The organism is Pseudomonas sp. R15(2017), from assembly GCF_002112685.1.
GTDB classification, from domain to species: Bacteria; Pseudomonadota; Gammaproteobacteria; order Pseudomonadales; family Pseudomonadaceae; genus Aquipseudomonas; species Aquipseudomonas glycinae.
The window spans coordinates 22,748-43,949 of the sequence record NZ_NEII01000011.1; the positions used below are offsets into that span (position 1 = coordinate 22,748).

The 21,202-nt window shown below is 60.3% G+C and carries 18 protein-coding genes, 2 tRNA genes and 1 pseudogene; 7 read left to right on the forward strand and 14 right to left on the reverse strand.

Annotation, left to right across the window (positions count from 1 at the left end; translation table 11 throughout):
• Nucleotides 1-3: 3 nt before the first annotated feature.
• Nucleotides 4-306 (reverse strand): type II toxin-antitoxin system HigB family toxin, encoded by a 303-nt coding sequence (locus CAF77_RS21570; RefSeq protein ID WP_064378527.1) that lies wholly within the window; start codon nucleotides 304-306, stop codon nucleotides 4-6.
• 263 nt (nucleotides 307-569) lie between these two features.
• Entirely contained in the window at nucleotides 570-2,402 is a 1,833-nt protein-coding gene (gene ggt, locus CAF77_RS21575; RefSeq protein ID WP_064384017.1) for a gamma-glutamyltransferase, read from the reverse strand.
• Between the two features lie 155 nt (nucleotides 2,403-2,557).
• On the opposite strand from ggt, the pseudogene CAF77_RS21580 reads away from it, so the two are divergent.
• Nucleotides 2,558-3,663 (forward strand): annotated as a pseudogene (locus tag CAF77_RS21580) (DUF2817 domain-containing protein).
• A gap of 77 nt (nucleotides 3,664-3,740) precedes the next feature.
• Here the strand turns inward: CAF77_RS21580 and CAF77_RS21585 are convergent.
• From CAF77_RS21585 to CAF77_RS21600, 4 genes are all read right to left on the reverse strand, one after another.
• Nucleotides 3,741-3,998: a bacteriocin immunity protein gene (locus CAF77_RS21585; RefSeq protein ID WP_064384015.1), complete on the reverse strand. Its 258-nt coding sequence runs from the start codon at nucleotides 3,996-3,998 to the stop codon at nucleotides 3,741-3,743.
• Nucleotides 3,988-5,250 (reverse strand): S-type pyocin domain-containing protein, encoded by a 1,263-nt coding sequence (locus CAF77_RS21590; RefSeq protein WP_084777071.1) that lies wholly within the window; start codon nucleotides 5,248-5,250, stop codon nucleotides 3,988-3,990. The genes CAF77_RS21585 and CAF77_RS21590 overlap by 11 nt, the downstream gene beginning before the upstream one ends.
• A gap of 224 nt (nucleotides 5,251-5,474) precedes the next feature.
• Nucleotides 5,475-5,551, reverse strand: a tRNA-Met gene (locus CAF77_RS21595).
• 115 nt (nucleotides 5,552-5,666) lie between these two features.
• On the reverse strand, nucleotides 5,667-7,724 hold the full coding sequence (locus tag CAF77_RS21600) for a methyl-accepting chemotaxis protein (protein WP_064384014.1): 2,058 nt from the start codon (nucleotides 7,722-7,724) through the stop codon (nucleotides 5,667-5,669).
• 333 nt (nucleotides 7,725-8,057) lie between these two features.
• Between CAF77_RS21600 and CAF77_RS21605 the strand changes: the two genes are divergently transcribed.
• Entirely contained in the window at nucleotides 8,058-9,275 is a 1,218-nt protein-coding gene (locus tag CAF77_RS21605; protein WP_039766351.1) for an MFS transporter, read from the forward strand.
• Between the two features lie 63 nt (nucleotides 9,276-9,338).
• Here the strand turns inward: CAF77_RS21605 and ychF are convergent, their stop codons facing one another.
• From ychF to CAF77_RS21645, 8 genes are all read right to left on the reverse strand, one after another.
• Nucleotides 9,339-10,439 carry a redox-regulated ATPase YchF gene (ychF, locus tag CAF77_RS21610; protein WP_064384013.1) on the reverse strand — a complete coding sequence of 367 codons (1,101 nt, stop codon included), beginning with the start codon at nucleotides 10,437-10,439 and terminating at the stop codon, nucleotides 9,339-9,341.
• A gap of 22 nt (nucleotides 10,440-10,461) precedes the next feature.
• Nucleotides 10,462-11,046 (reverse strand): aminoacyl-tRNA hydrolase, encoded by a 585-nt coding sequence (gene pth, locus CAF77_RS21615; RefSeq protein ID WP_007951726.1) that lies wholly within the window; start codon nucleotides 11,044-11,046, stop codon nucleotides 10,462-10,464.
• Nucleotides 11,047-11,217: 171 nt separating this feature from the next.
• Nucleotides 11,218-11,820 carry a 50S ribosomal protein L25/general stress protein Ctc gene (locus CAF77_RS21620; RefSeq protein WP_011335926.1) on the reverse strand — a complete coding sequence of 201 codons (603 nt, stop codon included), beginning with the start codon at nucleotides 11,818-11,820 and terminating at the stop codon, nucleotides 11,218-11,220.
• A gap of 141 nt (nucleotides 11,821-11,961) precedes the next feature.
• The gene (locus CAF77_RS21625; protein ID WP_003171603.1) at nucleotides 11,962-12,903 is read right to left on the reverse strand and encodes a ribose-phosphate pyrophosphokinase; all 942 of its coding nucleotides are present in this window, start codon (nucleotides 12,901-12,903) and stop codon (nucleotides 11,962-11,964) included.
• Nucleotides 12,904-12,950: 47 nt separating this feature from the next.
• Nucleotides 12,951-13,025 (reverse strand) — tRNA-Gln (locus CAF77_RS21630).
• A gap of 37 nt (nucleotides 13,026-13,062) precedes the next feature.
• Complete coding sequence (gene ispE, locus CAF77_RS21635; protein ID WP_064384012.1) at nucleotides 13,063-13,914, reverse strand: 4-(cytidine 5'-diphospho)-2-C-methyl-D-erythritol kinase; 852 nt, start codon at nucleotides 13,912-13,914, stop codon at nucleotides 13,063-13,065.
• A 3-nt stretch (nucleotides 13,915-13,917) separates the two neighbouring features.
• A complete protein-coding gene (lolB, locus tag CAF77_RS21640) occupies nucleotides 13,918-14,535 on the reverse strand; it encodes a lipoprotein insertase outer membrane protein LolB (protein WP_064384011.1) in 618 nt (205 codons plus the stop codon).
• A gap of 3 nt (nucleotides 14,536-14,538) precedes the next feature.
• Nucleotides 14,539-16,263 carry a tetratricopeptide repeat protein gene (locus CAF77_RS21645; protein WP_085655269.1) on the reverse strand — a complete coding sequence of 575 codons (1,725 nt, stop codon included), beginning with the start codon at nucleotides 16,261-16,263 and terminating at the stop codon, nucleotides 14,539-14,541.
• A gap of 182 nt (nucleotides 16,264-16,445) precedes the next feature.
• On the opposite strand from CAF77_RS21645, the gene hemA reads away from it, so the two are divergent.
• From hemA to murI, 5 genes are read left to right on the forward strand one after another with little or no spacing between them, the layout of a single operon-like run.
• Entirely contained in the window at nucleotides 16,446-17,732 is a 1,287-nt protein-coding gene (gene hemA, locus CAF77_RS21650; RefSeq protein WP_007951716.1) for a glutamyl-tRNA reductase, read from the forward strand.
• Complete coding sequence (prfA, locus tag CAF77_RS21655) at nucleotides 17,729-18,811, forward strand: peptide chain release factor 1 (protein WP_007951714.1); 1,083 nt, start codon at nucleotides 17,729-17,731, stop codon at nucleotides 18,809-18,811. The genes hemA and prfA overlap by 4 nt, the downstream gene beginning before the upstream one ends.
• Nucleotides 18,812-19,642 (forward strand): peptide chain release factor N(5)-glutamine methyltransferase, encoded by an 831-nt coding sequence (gene prmC / locus CAF77_RS21660; protein WP_085655270.1) that lies wholly within the window; start codon nucleotides 18,812-18,814, stop codon nucleotides 19,640-19,642.
• Nucleotides 19,636-20,391, forward strand: a complete 756-nt coding sequence (locus CAF77_RS21665) for a molybdopterin-synthase adenylyltransferase MoeB (RefSeq protein WP_064384008.1) — start codon at nucleotides 19,636-19,638, stop codon at nucleotides 20,389-20,391. The genes prmC and CAF77_RS21665 overlap by 7 nt, the downstream gene beginning before the upstream one ends.
• Nucleotides 20,384-21,175, forward strand: a complete 792-nt coding sequence (gene murI, locus CAF77_RS21670; RefSeq protein ID WP_085655271.1) for a glutamate racemase — start codon at nucleotides 20,384-20,386, stop codon at nucleotides 21,173-21,175. Before CAF77_RS21665 ends, murI begins: the two co-directional genes overlap by 8 nt.
• Nucleotides 21,176-21,202 lie beyond the last annotated feature (27 nt).

Here is a 21,202-nt window from a genome sequence, read left to right on the forward strand (position 1 = left end):
GGGTTACTCCATTTCGACGGTATCAGCGTCGATTGCGTCGTACTGTTTGTGAGTGCCGACAAATTTTATGTACACCGCGCCAAAGCGGTACGCCACGGCGACAATCAGGCGATAGGAATTGCCTTTTATATTGAACACAACTCTTCGGCTTTTCAGAATGCTGGCGCAAGCAAACTGTGACTTGATATCCACAGGTGTTTTCCAGCTTGCCTTTCTTGCTTCGTCTATCCATGCCAGCAATGGCTGCTCTGCCTCCGGATATCGTTCCCAAAAGACTTTTAGCTGACTGATGGCGATGATTCTCATGGCGTGATCCTAGTCCCGCTGTGGGACTGCTGCAAGTCTGTCGGTGAATTCTGGACAAATGGTTGGTGTCAATTGATGACTTTTACCGATGCTGTCGGCAGTGGAGGGAAAGGGGGTGTGAGTGAATTCAGTGGATGAAAACTCTATCCCGGACAGCATTTTTCCGGTGTAGGAAAAGGCAGCGTGAATTAGCCGAATTGGATTCATGGACATACAAAAAAGGCTTACCTCTCGGTAAGCCTTTTTCAGTTGGCAGCGTTGATTCAATCCCCCAACGCTACTCCTTCGCGCCGAGGATCTGCCCCACCTGACAGCGTTGCCTTCCCCGCAGCATCCTTGACCCGCACGATGGCCTGGGTGCCGCTGGTCATGTCGATTTCGCTGACGGTGTGGCCCTTGTCCTTGAGTGCCTGGATCAGCGTCGGGCTGAACTGGCCTTGTTCGAGTTCCGTCGGGCCGTTGCGGCTGCCGAAGTTGGGCAGGCTGATGGCGCTTTGCGGGTCGAGGTTCCAGTCGAGCAGGCCGACGGTGGTTTTGGCCACGTATTCGATGATCTGCGAACCGCCCGGAGAGCCGACGGTGGCGACGAACTCGCCGCTGTTGCGGTCGAAGATCAGGGTCGGCGCCATCGATGAGCGCGGGCGTTTGCCGGGTTCCACGCGGTTGGCGACTTTCTGGCCGTTCTCTTCGGGGATGAACGAGAAGTCGGTCATCTGGTTGTTGAGGAGGAAGCCCTGAACCATCAGGTGCGAGCCGAACGCTGCTTCGATGGTGGTAGTCATCGACACGGCGCCACCGAAGTCATCCACGGCCACCACTTGTGAGGTGGAAATGCGCAGCGGCGAGCGATCCGGCGCATAGGCAACCTGTATGCCCGGCGGTGTACCGGGTTTGGCGCTGCCCATGCTGCGTTCGCTGATCAGGCTGGCGCGGCTGGCCAGGTAACCCGGATCGACCAGGCCTTTGACCGGTACCGGCACGAAGTCGGTATCGGCTACGTATTGCGCGCGGTCGGCGTAGGCCAGACGCTCGGCTTCGGCGATCAGGTGCACGGCTTGCGGTGCAGGTTCGATGCCGGCGGGTTTATCGGTCTTCGCAGGCTTGAGCGGCGTCAGGGCCAGACGCGGATCGCGCGTTTCCAGCGCCTGCAAGGTGCCGAGAATCTGCGCCACCGCAATCCCGCCCGATGATGGCGGCGGCATCCCGCACACCTGCCAGCGCTTGTAGTCGGTGCACAGGGGCGCGCGTTCCTTGGCCTGATAGTGCTGAAGGTCGGTCAGCGACAGGCTGCCGGGATTGGCGTGGCCCTGAACCTTGGCCACGATCTCTTCGGCGATCGGGCCTTTGTACAGGGTGTCTGCGCCTTCGTTGGCGATGCGCTTGAGCACGGCGGCCAGCGCCGGGTTCTGCAAGCGAGTGCCGACGGCTTTGACGCTGCCGTCGCTGTTCAGAAAGTACTTGGCCATGTCTGGCGAGCGGCGTATCTCCGGATCGGATTCCAGCAGTGAATGCAGGCGCGGGGAGATCGCAAAGCCCTGCTCGGCGAGTTTGATCGCCGGTTCGAACAGCTTGGCCCACGGCAAGCGGCCGTGCTTTTTGTGCGCCAGTTCCAGCGCTCGCATCACGCCCGGCGTGCCGACGGAGCGCCCGCCGATCTGCGCCTGCGGGAACGGCATCGGTTTGCCGTCAGCGTTTAGAAACAGCTTCTCGGTCGCGCCGGCCGGTGCGGTTTCGCGACCGTCATAGGTGCGCACTTGCTTGCCATCCCACAGCACGATCATCGCGCCACCACCGATCCCCGAGGATTGCGGCTCGACCAGGGTCAACACGGCTTGCATTGCGATGGCGGCATCGATGGCGGAACCACCCTGACGCAACATCTCGCGACCGGCTTCGGCGGCCAGTGGATTGGCAGCGGCGGCCATGTGTTTCTCGGCGTGGCTGGCTTGCAGGCCGGTGCGGTAGCCGGAGGCGGCTTCCGGCGCCAGCGGCAGGGTCGAGGAGGGCGGTGCGTTGCAGGCCGTAAGGGCAATGGCGCTGACGATCAGTGTCAGGGCGGGCAGACGAAAGCGGTTCAGGGAAAGGGCTGGAAGCACGCGGGGCTCTCCGTCCGTGGGATAAAAGTCTGACGGACTGTATCGGCCGACCGTGCAGGACGCAAACCATCGGTGTGTTTGTCCTTCATGCCTTGGCGAATTTTCTGTAGGGTCAGAGCCAATAGTGAAGCCAGAACAATCAACAAGAGGCCGTCATGCACAACGCATTTCCGACACAGCCCAGCTATCGCGAACAGCGCGAGCGCTTTCTTGCTGCCGCGAAGGTGGCGGGTGCCACGCTCTCTTCGTACGCGCATCCGCTCAATGGGCCGTTTGGCGAGTCTTTGAGTACCGATGTCGCGGTGCTGGGGGATCCAGCGGCCAAGCGGCGCCTGGTGGCGCTCAGCGGCACCCACGGTGTTGAGGGTTATTATGGTTCGGAGTGCCAGATCGACTGGCTGAAGCATTTCACGCCGCAGTCGCTGCCGAAGGATGTCGCGGTCGTGATGGTTCACCTGATCAACCCGTGGGGCACGGCGTGGCTGCGGCGGGTCAATGAAGACAATATTGACCTCAACCGCAATCACCTGGATTTCAACCGACCGCTTCCGGACAACCGTGCTTACGCGGCGCTGCATGAAATCTACGCCTGCACCGATTTTAACGGCCCCGAGCGACAAAAGGCTGATGCCTTGCTCGATGCGCAAATTGCCGAGCACGGCTGGCCGGCGGTGATGTCGATTGTCGAGGGCGGTCAGCACAGTCATCCCGACGGATTGTTCTTCGGCGGGCTCGCGCCGAGTTGGTCGAATCGCACGTTGCATTCCATCATCGAGAATCATCTGGCCGGCGCTGAAACCGTGATGTGTTTCGACCTGCACACCGGCGCCGGTGAGTACGGGCATCCGATGCTGCTGACGATTACCCAAGCGCCGTATCCAGCACTGGCCCAAGCGCAATCGATTACGGCCCGTGGCTCTACACGCTGCACACCGGCGCCGAAACCCTGAGCGAAACCGGTGTCGCGGCAACCGCTACCGGTTACACCTCGCAGGCGTTGCTCAACGCGTTGTCGAATGTGCAACTGATGCCGTTCGTGATCGAGTGCGGGACTTATCCGGGGCCGGACGTGCATCGTTATCTGCGCGACGATCACTGGCTGCATCTGCATGGCGATCCGCTGGATGCGACGGGGAGGGCGATCAAGTTGAATCTGCTGGAGCAGTTTTATCCGGCGGATCCGGACTGGCGGGCGATGGTCGGTTTACGGACGCGGCAGATTTGGGCGAAGGGGCTCAGGGCGTTAGGGGGCGAGGCATAAAAAAACGGCTTGCCTTTCGGTAAGCCGTTTTGACCACTTAGCTATACGCTGCCGTTTGGAGTCTCAATGCCAGATTGTTACTGCTTGAAACCAGGCAGGCCGTTGGCAGCACGCCAATCTTTCACAGTTTTCGTGATGCCTTCAGGAGTGCATTGAGCATCATTCTCAGGCCAATAGATCAAGTCAGTACCTGCGGGATGTTCTGCCAGTTCACAAAAGTTATCCAGCATGTCTGCCAGTACAGTCTCTGGCGTGCCATTCCTGTTAGAGGTGAATATTTCTTGCAGCAGTTCTATAAACTGCTCTTCAGTGTAGCCAGTGATTTTATTTGACATGGGAGTTGACCCGGTGAATGTTCAAGTGATTTGCAGGTGTGGTGACACGTAAATTGTCGACGTCATACACGGATCCACCTTTCGACACCCATTCAACGTGATGCAGTTCGAATGTTTTCCTTTTCCCGGCTGCATCGTTGTACCTGGCGTGAGGCGCTCCGCCGTTTTGCATCAATGCAATGTTCTCCGGTTTAAACTGCTCAACCAATTCTGGATCATTGGCCACCTCCTCCCAAAACGCCTCCCTGAATTTGTCAAAGCTTGAAAACTCCCGTCCTCTGAGCCTGTCCGCAATCCGCGTCGGAATAGGCACACCAATCCCCGTTCCTGCTCCCGCCAGCCATATCCCGGAAACATCCTCACCAATTCCCGTCACCGTCCCAGGCATCAATCTGGCCGGCTTCGAAAACACCACATACAACGACTTCAGCCCGGTCTCAGCCGGAAACACCAGAATACAATCCTCGGCGGTGATGTCTTCGCCGGGCAGGATTTCAATCTGGCTGTCGGTGTTCGCTGCGATCGGGTGGACGAGGATCGTGCTCAGTGGTTCGCCGTGCTCCGGATACACCAGCGGCGGCATCGATCCCAGCGGCCCGCGTTGCGGCGTCCACAAAATCGTGATGCCGTTGAGCTTCGCCTCCATGGCGGTCTTGTCGCTGTTCCACTCGACTTTTACGGTACGCACGGAGTCGTCGCCCGAGGCTCCGGTGTGGATGCCGTAAACCTGCATGACGCCTTCGGCATCGCGTCGGAACTGGAACCGCACGCGAGTGGTTGCGCGAGACAAGGTGCGTAGCTGATCGTCGGTGTAGAGCGTGCCGTCGCCCATTCGGGTCGGCAGCATCCCGAGGATGAACACACTGGCGGGGCCGCCGGTGCCTCGTATTGCCCAGTTGAGGCGTTGCTGCAGGATGCCACCGCCCGCCATGCGCCCCAGGGCCAGATCGGCGCCGATGGCCTTGGCTATGGCGGTACTGGCTGCGGGAAAGCGTATGGCGCCCGCCACCATGATCTTGCCGAAACTGGAGGCGGGCTCAGGTGTTGTACCGGCCTCCGTTCGGCACCAGTTATCCGGTGTGCAGGATTTGGCAAATACCAGATCTTCGCGGGGCGTCGGGGTGGGCCATTCGTCTGTCCGGATATAAACGGGTTCTGGTGGCGGGGGTGGAATCCATCCGGTCCATGTCGCGTTTTCGCTCGGGCGTTTTCGACGCCACTCATCGTCGAAAAGGAATTTGTTCAGGTCCATGACCACTCCCTGTCTGTCCTGGAATCGAGACAGGGGAGCGTGTCGGTCAATCGGGATGGCGATCAAATCGACTGGCGCAGATGCAGGTGCCTGAACGAACGAATAATCCTCTTCTTACGCCTTTCGCACCGGGTTCCTACAGAATCAGACCGATCCAGCGGGGAGGGCACTTTTCTCGAGGCATAAAAAAACGGCCTACCTTTCGGTAAGCCGTTTTTAGTACTTGGTGGCTACACAGGGACTTGAACCCCGGACCCCAGCATTATGAATGCTATGCTCTAACCAACTGAGCTATGTAGCCAAGTGGCGCGCATTATTCCCCTGAAATGAAAAAGCGTCAAGCGTAAATTCAAAATATTTCTTCTTATTTTCAACCGCTTATCCTCCCGCGCCGAAAAAAGGCGCGGGAAGGGCTTTCAACGCAGCTGAAATCTTCCGGTGTTGGCACTCAAGGCATGGCTGCCCTGGCTCAAGGTGTCCGCCGCAAGGTTCACCGCCCGCGCGCCTTCGAGCAGGCGAACCGCCGCCTGATCCACCTGCTGGATATTGCCGCTGACCTCATCGGCGGTGCTCGCCTGTTCCTCGACCGCCGTGGCGATCTGGGCGAGGGTGTCGGTGACGCTCTGCACGGCGCTGGCGATTTCCCCCAGGCGTTCGCCAAGTCCCGTGACCGCCGCGGCATCCGATTGCGCCTGGCCGCACGCAGCCTCCATCAGGCTCACGGCTTCGTTGACCGTATTGCGCAGGCTGTCGACCGTACCGGCGATCTGCGCCGTGGACGATTGCGTACGTTGCGACAGGCTGCGCACCTCATCGGCCACCACGGCAAAGCCACGACCTTGTTCACCCGCGCGAGCGGCCTCGATAGCGGCGTTGAGGGCGAGCAGGTTGGTCTGCTCGGCGACGCCACGGATGGTGTCGACCACCAGTTGAATCTGCTGCCCTTGCTCGCTGACCCGGCCGAGCGCTGCGGCAGTTTCGTTCAGGCGCTGATTGAGCTGTTGAATGCTCGCCGTGGTGCGCTGACTGTCACGGCTGCTGTCGGCAGCGATGCGCCGGGTGTGCTGGGCGCTGCCGGAAGCCTGTTCGCAACTCTGCGCCACGCCTTGGGAGGTCGCCGCCAATTGCGTGGCTGCGGCGGCGATCTGGCTGATCTGCAATTGCTGCGCTTCGACTTCGCTGAGAGCTCCGCTGGAGTGATCATTAAGGCTGCGCACCGCGTTGCTCAGTTGCGAAGTCTCGTGATCGACACCCAGCAGGCTGTTGCGCAATTGCACCACGGCCACGTTGAGCGCGGTGCTGATCGACGCCAGTTCATCACGGCCCACGACTGGCACTTGCAGGCTCAGATTGCCGTCACGCAGGGCCTCGGCCAGCAGCGTGATGCCACTGGCGCTGCGGCGGATCGAGGCTTGCAGGCAGACGAACAGGTACAGCGCCGCCAGCAACAGAAAACCGAAGACCGCCGCGACAACGATGAACTGACGAATCGCCGACCCATGGTAGTCATCCAGCCTCTGATCCAGCGACACCAGCGATTGCTGGCGCAACGTGGCGAGGTTGCCGAGCAGGGCGTCGAGGGTGCGCTCGAACTCTTCCGGCTTGAGGTTGATGCTGCCGCCGAACACGCCGTCATCCAGCACTTTGAGACCGGCATCCAGTTGCTTGAGGCTGTCGTGATATTGCCCGGCCCAGCCTTGCAGAGCGCTCGGTAGACGCGCTTCGAGCAGGCCGGCAGTTTTTACAAGCTGCTCGCGGGCATCGCCGATGCGGCTGCGCAGGTCACGCAGTTGCAGACGGCTTTGCAGGGTGAACTGGCCGGAAACTACAGAAGCCTGGCCGACGGCTGCCAGTCGGCCGACCCGCTCGATCAGGTCCGGTGCGTGCTGGGTGGAAATCTGTGTCAGCAGATAGGTTTCCAGCCACGGCGCGAGGATCAGGCGATTGTCCATCGCGATTTGTTCGCGCAACGCTTGCAGGGCGCTGAGCGCATTGGTGAAGCGGTCGTAACCATCCGGCCACCAGCCGACACCGGAAAGGCTTTTCGAGTCCAGACCATTGAGCGCGGCTTGCAGAGCCTGATAGCGGGTCAGGGTTTCGCTTTCCGCGCCTTCGGCTTGCAAGGCATTGCCCAGCTCCAGCGTGGCCTGGGCCACGGCAGGTTGCACGCCATCGAATGCGGCCACGGCGGCCAGGGTGGCGGGCGTCGGCTGGCGGTTGGTTTCCGTGGCGCGCCAGCGGGCGGCGCGGTCACGTTGAGCGGCGAGCAGGTTGTCGAGTGCATCGAGGGCGAGCAACTGCCGCACACCGGCACGTTCGCCGGCGATCAGGTTGAGTTTGTCGCGATAGTCCTGGCCGATCATCAACAGGCTACCGGCCAATGGCAGGATAAACAGCAGAAACAACAACTGGAATTTACGCGCGAAGCCAAACCGCCCCAGCAACCTGATCCCCGGTGATAAAAAAGCCTGCATGCCCCATGACTCCTCTGGACACCACGCACCATCGGCGTGCATCGCGGTCACTGCGACCGGGATTGGTGCCCTGCTAAAAGGCCTCGAAAGTTCACCCTTGCCCGCTCTGTAGGCCGGCTCTGTAGCGAAACTTCCCATTCTCGATGCCCTTTGTAAGGGCGCCGCGTTCAAGCCGATAAGCAAGGCAAGATTCAGACCATGGCGTTGCGCTATCACTTGCGGCGCGACGACTGAATAGTTCGTTAGCTGGCTAAGGGGATGGCGCTGACGCACCGAAAAATGGCACATTGACGCACCTGCCCGCGTGCACCCATCTGCAGTCCGGAAACTCCCATGGCTATCAGCAACGTTCAGACCGCCGCTGCCTCGGCGTCCGCTCCTCCCCAGAGCAGTCCACTGGTGATGCGCATCATCGGCGCGGTGGCGCTGGCGCATTTGATCAATGACCTGATCCAGTCGGTGCTGCCGTCGATCTATCCGATGCTCAAGGCCAACTATGGTTTGAGTTTTACCCAGGTCGGCCTGATTACCCTGACATTCCAATTGACCGCTTCGCTGCTGCAGCCGTGGGTCGGTTATCACACCGACCGGCATCCGAAACCGTGGCTGTTGCCGGCCGGTTCCGTGTGTACGCTGATCGGTATTGTGATGATGTCGATGGTCGGCAGTTTTCCGCTTATCTTGCTGGCGGCGGCGCTGATCGGTATCGGCTCTTCGACCTTCCACCCCGAAGCTTCCCGAATAGCACGGTTGGCCTCGGGCGGGCGTTTCGGTCTGGCGCAATCGACCTTTCAGGTGGGCGGTAACGCCGGTTCGGCCTTCGGCCCGTTGCTCGCCGCGGCGATCATCATTCCTTTCGGGCAGGGCAACGTGGCGTGGTTCGGGCTGTTCGCGGTGTTTGCGCTGTTCGTGCTCTATCGCATCAGTCGCTGGTACGCCCATCACCTGAACCTGTTCAAGCTCAAGGCCGGCCAGGCCGCCACTCATGGACTGTCGAAGGGCAGGGTGGTCAGTGCGCTGGTGGTGCTGGGTCTGCTGGTGTTCTCCAAGTATTTCTACATGGCCAGCCTGACCAGTTACTTCACCTTCTACCTGATCGAGAAGTTCGACCTGTCGGTGGCCAGTTCGCAGTTGCACCTGTTTCTGTTTCTTGGCGCGGTGGCGGCGGGCACATTCTTTGGCGGGCCGATTGGCGACAAGATCGGGCGCAAGGCGGTGATCTGGTTCTCGATCCTTGGCGTGGCGCCGTTCACGCTGCTGATGCCACATGTCGACCTGTTCTGGACCAGCGTCCTGAGCGTGGTGATCGGTTTCATCCTCGCTTCAGCGTTCTCGGCGATCGTGGTGTACGCGCAGGAGCTGGTGCCGGGCAACGTCGGAATGATTGCGGGGGTGTTCTTCGGTCTGATGTTCGGCTTCGGCGGGATTGGTGCTGCGTTGCTTGGCCATCTGGCGGACATTCACGGCATCGAATACGTGTATTTCCTGTGCTCGTTCCTGCCGCTGTTCGGTGTGTTGGCGATCTTCCTGCCGAGAACCAGAAAGGCCTGACAGGCTGAATTTCAGGCATAAAAAAGCCGCGTATCGAACGCGGCTTTTTCTTGGGTGCAGCTTTTACACGTTGAAGCGGAAGTGCATCACGTCGCCGTCCTTGACGATGTAGTCCTTGCCTTCCAGGCGCCATTTACCGGCTTCCTTGGTACCGGCTTCGCCCTTGTACTGGATGAAGTCGTTGTAGGCGATCACTTCGGCGCGGATGAAGCCTTTCTCGAAGTCGGTGTGGATCACGCCAGCGGCTTGCGGTGCGGTGGCACCGACGCGGACGGTCCAGGCGCGGACTTCTTCTACACCGGCGGTGAAGTAGGTCTGCAGGTGCAGCATCTCGTAGCCGGCGCGGATTACGCGGTTCAGGCCAGGCTCTTCCAGGCCCAGGGCTTCGAGGAACATGTCTTTCTCTTCGCCGTCATCCAGCTCGGCGATTTCCGCTTCGATCTTGTTGCAGACCGGAACGACCATGGCGCCTTCTTCTTCGGCGATGGCCTTGACCACGTCCAGATGCGGGTTGTTCTCGAAACCGTCTTCAGCGACGTTGGCGATGTACATGACCGGCTTGGTGGTCAGCAGGTGGAAGCCCTTGATGATCGCTTTTTCGTCGGCGCTCATGTTCTTCATCAGGCTGCGCGCAGGCTTGCCTTCGGTGAAGTGCGGGATCAACTGCTCAAGCAGGGCCTTTTGGGCCACCGCGTCCTTGTCACCGCCCTTGGCGTTGCGCGAAACCTTCTGCAGTTGCTTCTCGCAGCTGTCGAGGTCGGCGAAGATCAGTTCCAGGTCGATGATTTCGATGTCGCGCTTCGGGTCGACGCTGTTGGAAACGTGGATCACGTTTTCGTCTTCGAAGCAGCGCACGACGTGGGCGATCGCGTCGGTTTCGCGGATGTTGGCCAGGAACTTGTTGCCCAGACCTTCACCTTTCGAGGCGCCAGCCACCAGGCCTGCGATGTCGACGAATTCCATGGTGGTCGGCAGGATGCGCTTCGGATTGACGATGGCCGCCAGAGCGTCCAGACGCGGATCCGGCATCGGCACGATGCCGCTGTTCGGCTCGATGGTGCAGAAGGGGAAGTTCTCGGCCGCGATCCCGGATTTGGTCAGGGCGTTGAACAGGGTGGACTTGCCGACGTTAGGCAGGCCGACGATGCCGCAATTGAATCCCATGGTGTTTCCCCTCGGATTAGAGTCAGGCCTTCTGGCTGTGCAGGTTTTTCATCGCGCGGTTCCATTCACCGGCGAGGATATCCGGCAGCACGCCGAGGGCAAAGTCGATGCTGGCATCGAGTTTTTCCTGTTCGGCGCGTGGCGCACGACCCAGGACGAAATTTGAAACCATACTGGCGACGCCCGGGTGGCCGATGCCAAGCCGCAGGCGGTGGAACGTATTCTGATTGCCCAATTGCGCAATGATGTCGCGCAACCCGTTGTGACCGCCATGGCCGCCGCCGACTTTGAGTTTGGCGACGCCCGGAGGCAGATCGAGTTCGTCGTGTGCCACCAGGATTTCTTCAGGCTTGATGCGGAAGAAACCGGCGAGTGCCGCCACGGCCTGGCCGCTGCGGTTCATGTAGGTGGTGGGAATCAGCAGACGAACATCCTGACCCTGATGCGAAAAACGCCCGGTCAGGCCGAAATACTTGCGATCGGCCACGAGATTCACGTTCTGTGCGTGGGCGATGCGCTCAACAAAAAGGGCCCCTGCGTTATGCCGGGTCTGCTCGTATTCAGCGCCTGGATTTCCCAGGCCAACGATCAGTTTGATGGCAGTCACGATAGGGGCCCTTCCTTTGAGTGGTGGATAACATCGCCGCGATCCGTGAAGGCGGCGAAAGTGGACGAAAAATGCTCATTTACCATGGATGTAAACTCCGCGTTCCCGCCCGCTTTCTCGCTACGTTCCAGTCCGCGATGTTACCTGTTCACTCAGGCATGGCAGAGTGAATTACTCTGCTGCGCCTTCTTCGGTAGCTTCTGGAGCAACACGTGGAGCGTGGACGTTGGCAACAGCCTTGTCATCGCCGTGTGCCAGAGCAACGAACTCAACGCCTTTAGGAGCTTTGATGTCCGACAGGTGAACGATGGTGCCGATTTCAGCGTTAGCCAGGTCGACTTCGATGAACTCAGGCAGATCTTTCGGCAGGCAGGAAACTTCGATCTCGGCAACAACGTGCGAGATTTCGCCGCCTTTCTTCACTGGAGCAGCTTCGTTGATGAAGTGCACAGGAACGATAGCGGTCAGTTTCTGGCCAGCTACAACGCGTACGAAGTCAGCGTGCATCACGTGGCCTTTGGCCGGGTGACGTTGCAGAGCCTTGATGATCACGTTCTGCTTGGTGCCACCAACGTTCAGTTCGATAACGTGGCTGTAGGCCGCTTCGTTTTCGAGCAGTTTGGCAACTTCTTTGGCCAGCATGCTGATGGATTCAGGGGCTTTGTCGCCACCGTAAACAACAGCTGGAACCAGGGCAGCGAGACGACGCAGGCGGCGGCTCGCACCTTTCCCCAGGTCGGAACGCAGTTCAGCATTCAAAGTAAAATCGTTCATTTTGTATCTCCAAAATAGCCATGACCGAGTGGCGTTTGCGACCAGCGCCGAACACGGTATGGGCAAAAAAGCCCCGCCCCGGCAGGAATGCCGGGGCGGGGCGCTTTTCGTCAACGAGACATTTCGCGAAGGGCAGGGCCCTTAACGGAACATCGCGCTGATCGATTCTTCATTGCTGATGCGGCGAACCGCTTCGGCAACAACCGGTGCGATATCCAGTTGACGGATACGTGCACAGGCTTGTGCTGCAGCGGACAGCGGGATGGTGTTAGTGACCACCAGCTCGTCCAGCACGGAATTTTCGATATTCTCGATGGCCCGACCCGACAGCACAGGGTGTGTGCAGTAGGCAAAGACCTTGGCTGCGCCATGCTCTTTCAGGGCCTTGGCCGCGTGGCACAGAGTGCCGGCGGTATCGACCATGTCATCGACCAGAATGCAGGTACGCCCTTCGACATCACCGATGATATGCATCACTTCAGAGTGATTGGCTTTCTCACGGCGTTTGTCGATGATCCCGAGATCCACGCCCAGGGATTTGGCAACGGCACGTGCACGCACGACGCCACCAATGTCCGGGGACACGATCATCAGGTTCTCGAAGCGCTGATCTTCGATGTCATCCACCAGAACCGGGGAGCCGTAGATGTTATCTACCGGAATATCGAAGAAACCCTGAATCTGGTCAGCATGCAGATCAACCGTGAGAACACGGTCGATGCCGACTACGGTAAGCATGTCAGCAACGACTTTTGCGCTGATAGCCACACGTGCGGAACGCGGACGGCGATCCTGACGGGCATAACCAAAATAAGGAATAACAGCAGTGATACGAGTAGCCGAGGAGCGGCGGAAGGCATCAGCCATCACTACCAGTTCCATCAGGTTATCGTTGGTCGGAGCGCAAGTCGGCTGAATAATGAAGACGTCTTTACCACGAACGTTTTCATTGATCTCGGCTGTAATTTCGCCGTCGGAGAATTTACCGACAGAGATGTCACCGAGAGGGATATGCAGCTGACGTACGACACGCCGAGCCAGATCGGGGTTAGCGTTCCCCGTAAAGACCATCATCTTGGACACGCGCAGTACCTGAAGGCTGAGGGTATACCTGGATGAGTATAGGAAAATGGCAGGGGCGGCTGGATTCGAACCAACGCATGGCAGGATCAAAACCTGCTGCCTTACCGCTTGGCGACGCCCCTGTATCTGTTGCTTTCAAGTGCCGGGCACTTGATTCCTTTAGAGCAGACTTTGCAGCTTGCGATGCAACATCGAAACGTTGCTTCCTTTTGCTACAAACCCTGTAAGGGTCTCTGTCAGAAGGGCCGAGACTTTATCAGCTTCAGCTTTGCTTGGGAAGCCCCCAAACACACAACTTCCAGTTCCGGTAAGTTTTGCTTCGGTAAAATTACCTAACAAATTCAATGCGTTACGTACTTCTGGATAACGCCTCGAAACCACCGGCAAGCAGTCATTTCGACTGTTTCCCTCGGGAACGGGGCGCACTTTAATGGGCGGCGTGTTACGTGTCAACAAAGGATCTGAAAAAATTTCTGCCGTACTTACAGAGACTTGCGGAACGAGCACGACATACCAAGGTTCGGCGGGCTCGACCGGGGTGAGTTTCTCACCGACACCTTCGGCAAAAGCCGCATGGCCACGCACGAACACCGGCACGTCGGCGCCCAGCGTCAGGCCCAGTGCGGCCAGGCGATCCTCATCCCAATCCAGTTGCCATAAATGATTGAGGCCAAGCAGGGTGGTGGCCGCATTCGAGCTGCCGCCGCCGATGCCGCCGCCCATCGGCAGGACCTTGTCGATCCAGATGTCGATGCCAAGCGGGCAAGCGGATTGTTCCTGGAGTTTTTTGGCCGCGCGCACGATCAGGTTGCTGTCGTGGGGCACACCGTCGAATTCGGTGTGCAGGCGAATCACGCCATCGTCACGGACGGCGAAGGTGATTTCGTCGCCGTAGTCGAGGAACTGAAAAAGCGTCTGCAACTCGTGATAACCGTCTTCACGACGACCGAGAATGTGCAGCATCAGGTTGAGTTTGGCCGGCGATGGCAGCGTGAGGCGTGGAACGGTCATGCTTTATTGCCCCAGTTTGCGCGGTTGCCAGGTCTTGATCACCAGCGTCACGTCCAGATCGCTGCCGTGCAGCTTGATCCGCTCGGGCAGCCAGTAACCGTTCTGTTCGGCATAGCTGAGGTATTCGACCTGCCAGCCATCCTGATCCAGATTGGCCAGGCGACTGTTGCCGTCCAGGGTCAGACGGCTTTTGCTGTCCGGTGCCGGGAGGCCGCGAACCCACCAGGCCAGATGCGAGACCGGCAGTTTCCAGCCCAGTTGCTCTTCGACCAGTGCTTCCGGAGTCGGCGCTTCATAACGGCCCTGATTCGCCACTTCCAGCGACACGGCACCCGGGCGGCCGGTGAGTCGCGCCGCGCCACGCCCCAGCGGGCCGGACAGGCGAATGTCGTAGTAGTCCTGACGTTGCAGCCAGAACAATGTGCCGCTGCCCGAGTCTTTCGGGGCGCGGATACCGATCTTGCCATCGATCTGCCAGCCGTCGAGGCCGGTCAGTTGCTGTTTGTTCGCGGCCCATTGTGCAGGGCTGCCTTGGCCCTCGACCGATTCACGGGCGCCGAAGCCCGCGCAGCCGGCGAGCAGGGCGATGAAGCTGAAAACGATGACGTGGCGCAAAAACATGAGTTAAAGAGTCTCGGATCCGGTCAGGCGCTTGATGGTGCTGCGCAGGATGGTGCTGTCGGGTTGGTCCTTGAGGAACTTGCCCCAGATTTGTTTCGCTTCGCGCTGTTTACCCTTGGTCCACAGCACTTCGCCCAGGTGTGCGGCGACTTCGTGGTCGGGGAAGCGCTCAAGGGCCTGGCGCAGGTATTTCTCGGCGTCTTCCAGATTGCCCATGCGGAAGTTCACCCAGCCGAGGCTGTCGAGAACCGCCGGGTCTTCCGGGTTGATCTGGTGGGCCTGTTCGATCAGCGCCTTGGCTTCAGCGTAGCGGGTAGTGCGGTCGGACAGGGTGTAGCCGAGGGCGTTGAGGGCCATGGCGTTGTCCGGATCGCGCTTGATGATCAGACGCAGGTCTTTTTCCATCTGCGCCAGGTCATTGCGCTTTTCCGCCTGCATGGCGCGGGTGTAAAGCAGATTCAGATCGTCCGGATACTGCTGCAACGCTTGTTGCAGGACTTTCCAGGCCTTGTCGCCCTGATTGTTGGCGGACAGGGTTTCGGCTTCGATCAGGTACAACTGGATCGCGTAGTCCGGCTGCTCGTCACGCTCGGCGGCGAGTTTGCTCTGGGCTTCGGCGGTCTTGCCGTTGTTCATCAGAATATCGGCCTGACGCAGTTGCGCCGGCAGATAGTCGTTGCCGGGGCCGACCTGGGCGTACTCGATAAGCGCGCCTTGCGGGTCGTTGCGTTCTTCGGCGATGCGGCCCAGGTTCAGGTGCGCCGAATCGACATGGCTTTCCCGGGCGATCAGGTCTTCCAGATAGCCCTTGGCCTCGTCCCAGGCCTTGGCTTCCAGGCAGACCAGTGCCAGCGAGTAACGCAGTTCGTCGTCTTCCGGGTATTGCTGAACCAGGGTGGAGAACTCGACCTTGGCGTCGTCCATCCGGTCCTGTTCCACCAGCATCCGCGCGTAGGTCAGGCGCAGGCGCTTGTCGTCCGGATACTTCTTGATGCTCTTTTGCAGCAGCGGCAAGGCTTCGTCGCCGCGATTCAGCCCTTGCAGCAGGCGCGCGCGCAGCAGGATCGGGGCGATCTCGCCGTCTTCCGGCGGATTGTCTTCGAGCAGGGTCAGCGCACCTCGGGTGTCGCCATCCTGCTGCATCAGCAGGGCCTTGCCGAAAATCAGCTGATTGTTGTTCGGGTGACGCTGCAACAGGCGGTCGAAACTTTTCATCAGGCCGTTGCGGGTTTCCTGATCGGTGTCGGCAGCCGACAGCGCGAGGAAGTCGAAATGGGTGTCGCCCTTGCCCTGAAGGACTTTCTCCATGTAGACCATCGAGTCGTCATAACGCCCGGCGCGCGCCAGTTGCACGGCGGCGGCGCGCTGTGCTTCGAGATCGTCCGGGGCATTTTTCGCCCAGATCAGCGCGGTATCGAGGGCCGGCTGGTCGGCGCCCAGGTACTCGGCGATACGGAAGGCACGCTCGGAAACGCCCGGATCCTGGGTGTTGATGGCCTGGGTCACGTAGTTGTCCAGGGCAATGTCGAAACGATTGCGCTGGCCGGCGAGTTCGGCACTCAGCAGGCTGAACACCGTTTCCTGGCTGAACGAGCTGTAAACCTTGGGCTTTTCAGGGGCCGGCGTGGTGTCTTCGACCGGTGAGGCACCGTCCTGCGAAACGGGGGCCAAGGCCTGGCAGCCGCTGAGGAAGACAAAAGCGAGGAGCAACGCGGAAGATCTATTCATATAGGAAGAGGACGACTAACCTGCGGTCGGATCATCATGACACAAGCCTTCGGCCAAACATAACCGAGTCTCGATTGTGGCCATTATAGGGGCTGGCAATTGGGACAATAGTCAGCGGTAGTTGTTCTGAATCTGACGAAGTAGGACAATTGCCGGCTTCACGTCACCATCAGCGACCTTGAATGGCCTTCCTTGCACTCGGTATCAACCACAAGACTGCTTCAGTAGACGTCCGCGAGCGCGTGGCCTTTACCCCTGAGCAGCTGGTGGAGGCCTTGCAGCAGCTCTGCCGACTCACCGACAGCCGCGAAGCTGCGATCCTCTCCACCTGCAATCGCAGTGAGCTGTATATAGAACAGGATCAGCTGTCGGCCGATATCGTGCTGCGCTGGCTGGCCGACTATCACCATTTAAGCCTCGATGAGCTGCGCGCGAGCGCTTATGTGCATGAAGACGATGCGGCCGTTCGTCACATGATGCGCGTCGCCTCCGGGCTCGACTCGCTGGTGCTGGGCGAGCCGCAGATTCTCGGCCAGATGAAGTCAGCCTACGCCGTGGCCCGCGAGGCCGGCACCATCGGGCCGCTGCTCGGGCGACTGTTCCAGGCAACCTTCAACGCCGCCAAGCAGGTGCGTACCGACACTGCCATCGGCGAAAACCCGGTGTCCGTGGCGTTTGCCGCCGTCAGCCTGGCCAAACAGATTTTCAGCGACCTGCAACGCAGCCAGGCCCTGCTGATCGGCGCTGGCGAGACCATCACCCTGGTCGCCCGTCATCTGCACGAGCTGGGGGTCAAGCGTATCGTGGTCGCCAACCGGACCCTGGAACGTGCCAGCCTGCTGGCCGAACAGTTCGGCGCGCACGCGGTGTTGCTGTCGGACATCCCGGCTGAACTGGTGCGCAGCGATATCGTGATCAGCTCCACCGCCAGTCAGTTGCCGATCCTCGGTAAAGGTGCGGTGGAAAGCGCGCTGAAGCTGCGCAAGCACAAGCCGATCTTCATGGTCGACATCGCCGTTCCCCGTGACATCGAGCCGGAAGTCGGCGAACTCGACGACGTTTACCTCTATAGCGTCGACGATCTGCACGAAGTGGTCGCCGAAAACCTCAAGAGCCGTCAGGGCGCGGCCCAGGCTGCCGAAGAGATGGTTTCGGTCGGCGCCGACGATTTCATGGTGCGCCTGCGCGAGCTGGCAGCGGTCGATGTACTCAAGGCCTATCGTCAACAGAGCGAACGCCTGCGCGACGAAGAACTGCAAAAGGCCCTGCGCCTGCTGGCCAATGGCGGCAACGCCGAAGACGTGCTCGGCCAACTGGCCCGTGGCCTGACCAACAAACTCCTGCACGCCCCGAGCGTGCAGTTGAAAAAGCTTTCTGCCGAAGGCCGCCTCGATGCGCTGGCCATGGCTCAGGAACTCTTTGCCCTTGAGGGCTCACCGGATAGCTTTTCGGATAAAAAACCGCAATGAAAGCGTCACTGCTCAATAAGCTGGACATTCTCCAGGACCGTTTCGAGGAACTGACCGCGCTGCTCGGCGACGGCGAAGTCATTTCCGACCAGACCAAATTCCGCGCCTATTCCAAGGAATACGCCGAACTTGAGCCGGTGGTACAAGGCTATAAAAAGCTGCTCGGTGTACAAAGCGATCTTGAAGGCGCGCAGGCGCTGCTCAAGGACAGCGACCCGGACATGCGTGAAATGGCCGTGGAAGAAGTCCGCGAAGCCAAGGAATTGCTGATCACGCTGGAATCCGACCTGCAACGCATGCTGCTGCCCAAGGATCCCAACGACGGGCGCAACGTGTTTCTCGAAATTCGCGCCGGCACCGGTGGTGACGAGGCGGCGATCTTCTCGGGTGACCTGTTCCGCATGTATTCGCGTTACGCCGAACGGCGTGGCTGGCGGGTGGAAATCCTTTCGGAGAACGAAGGCGAACATGGCGGCTATAAAGAAGTCATCGCCCGCATCGAAGGCGACAACGTTTACGGCAAGCTGAAATTCGAATCCGGCGCGCACCGCGTACAGCGTGTACCTGCCACCGAATCCCAGGGCCGTATCCACACCTCGGCCTGCACCGTGGCGGTATTGCCCGAGCCGGACGAGCGTGAAGCCATCGAGATCAACCCGGCGGATTTGCGCGTCGACACTTACCGCTCCTCCGGGGCCGGTGGTCAGCACGTCAACACCACCGATTCGGCGATCCGCATCACCCACATCCCGACCGGGACCGTTGTCGAGTGCCAGGAAGAACGTTCCCAGCACAAGAACCGTGCCCGGGCGATGGCCTGGCTGGCGGCCAAACTCAACGACCAGCAGACGGCGGCGGCGGCCAACGCCATCGCCAGCGAACGTAAATTGCTGGTGGGTTCCGGTGACCGCTCCGAGCGCATCCGTACCTACAACTTTGCCCAAGGCCGGGTCACCGACCACCGCGTCAACCTGACCCTGTATTCCCTCGACGAAATCCTCGCCGGTGGCGTCGAAGCGGTGATCGAGCCGTTGCTGGCCGAATACCAGGCCGACCAGCTCGCAGCGATAGGTGAGTAAATGACCATCATCGCCAGCCTGTTGCGCGCCGCCGAACTGCCGGACTCGCCCACGGCGCGTCTGGACGCCGAATTGCTTCTGGCTGCCGCGCTGGGCAAATCCCGCAGTTTTCTCCACACCTGGCCCGAGCGCATCGTGCCCAGCGAAGCCGCTCTGGTTTTTGCCGAGTACCTGCAACGTCGCCGCGGCGGCGAGCCGGTCGCCTACATTCTGGGTCAGCAGGGTTTCTGGAAGCTCGATCTGGAAGTCGCGCCGCACACGCTGATCCCGCGCCCGGACACCGAACTGCTGGTGGAAGCCGCGCTGGAATTGTTGCCGGCAACCCCGGCCAAAGTGCTTGATCTGGGCACCGGCAGCGGGGCGATTGCTCTGGCCCTGGCCAGCGAGCGCCCGGCGTGGCAGGTCACTGCCGTGGATCGCGTGCTGGAAGCCGTGGCCCTGGCCGAGCGCAATCGGCAGCGCCTGCACCTGAACAACGCCACGGTGCTGAGCAGCCACTGGTTCAGCGCCCTCGAAGGCAAGCGTTTCGAGTTGATCATCAGCAATCCGCCATACATCCGCGCCGCCGATCCGCATCTGGTGGAAGGCGATGTGCGCTTCGAACCGGAAAGCGCCTTGGTTGCCGGCATCGACGGGCTCGACGATCTGCGTCTGATCATCGCCCAGGCGCCAGCGCATCTGGAGGCCGGTGGCTGGCTGATGCTCGAACACGGCTATGATCAAGCCGAAGCTGTGCGCGATCTGCTGCTGACGCAAGGTTTCGAAGAAGTCCACAGCCGCACCGATCTGGGCGGCCATCAACGGATCAGCCTGGGGCGCCTGCCGTGCTGAATGATCAGGAATTGTTGCGCTACAGTCGGCAGATCCTGCTGCAACACATCGACATCGATGGCCAGTTGAAGCTCAAGGACAGCCGGGTTTTGATCGTCGGCCTTGGTGGTCTCGGTGCGCCGGTTGCCTTATATCTGGCGGCGGCGGGTGTCGGTGAATTGCATCTGGCGGATTTCGACACGGTCGACCTGACCAACCTGCAACGCCAGATCATCCACGACACCGATAGCGTCGGCATGCCCAAGGTCGACTCGGCGCTCAAGCGCCTGAGCGCGATCAATCCTGACATCAAGCTGGTGCCCCATCGTCAGGCGCTTGACGAGGATTCCCTCGCCGCAGCCGTGGCGGCGGTTGATCTGGTGCTCGACTGCTCAGACAATTTCTCCACCCGCGAAGCGGTTAACGCCGCCTGTGTGGCCGGGCGCAAGCCGTTGGTCAGCGGCGCCGCGATTCGCCTCGAAGGGCAGCTTTCGGTATTCGACCCGCGTCGCGCCGAAAGCCCGTGCTATCACTGCCTGTACGGGCACGGCAGCGAAGCCGAACTGACCTGCAGCGAAGCCGGCGTGGTCGGGCCGCTGGTCGGTCTGGTCGGCAGCCTGCAAGCGCTGGAAGCCCTGAAGTTGCTGGCGGGATTCGGCGAGCCGCTGGTGGGGCGTCTGCTGTTGATCGATGCACTGGGCTCGCGTTTCCGTGAGCTGCGGGTCAAGCGCGACCCCGGTTGCAGCGTCTGTGGTTCGCAGCATGCGTGAAGCGCCGATTGCCGTCTTCGATTCCGGCGTCGGCGGTCTGTCGGTGCTGGCGGAAATTCAGCGTCTGCTGCCGAATGAATCGCTGCTGTACCTCGGTGATTGCGGCCATATTCCTTATGGCGAGAAAACTCCGGAATTCATCCGCCAGCGTTGCAGCGTGATGGCCGGTTTTTTCCGCGAGCAGGGCGCCAAGGCGCTGGTGATCGCCTGCAACACCGCGACCGTGGCCGGTGTCGCCGATCTGCGCCGGGACTTTCCTGACTGGCCGATCGTCGGCATGGAGCCGGCGGTCAAACCGGCCGCAGCCGCCACCCGCAGCGGTGTTGTGGGCGTACTCGCCACCACCGGTACGTTGCAGAGCGCCAAGTTCGCCGCGCTGCTCGATCGTTTCGCCACCGATGTGCGGGTCATCACTCAGCCGTGTCCCGGACTGGTCGAGCGCATTGAAAGCGGCGATCTGCACAGCCCCGAGTTGCGTGCATTGCTCAAGCACTATGTCGATCCGCTTCTGGCCAATGGTTGCGACACGATCATCCTCGGCTGCACCCACTACCCGTTTCTCAAGCCGATGCTCAAGTCGATGATTCCCGAGACCATCAGCCTGATCGATACGGGCGCGGCGGTAGCACGGCAGCTGCAGCGGTTGTTGGCCCAGCGTGATCTGCTTGCCGAAGGTTCGAACCGACCGGTCAGATTCTGGACCAGCGCTGATCCCGCGTCTTTACGCAAGACCCTGGCCCTGCTGGGGCAAGTCGCCGGCGAAGTCGAGAAATTCAACTTGTAAAAAAAATGTGAAATATCTAAAAAGTCA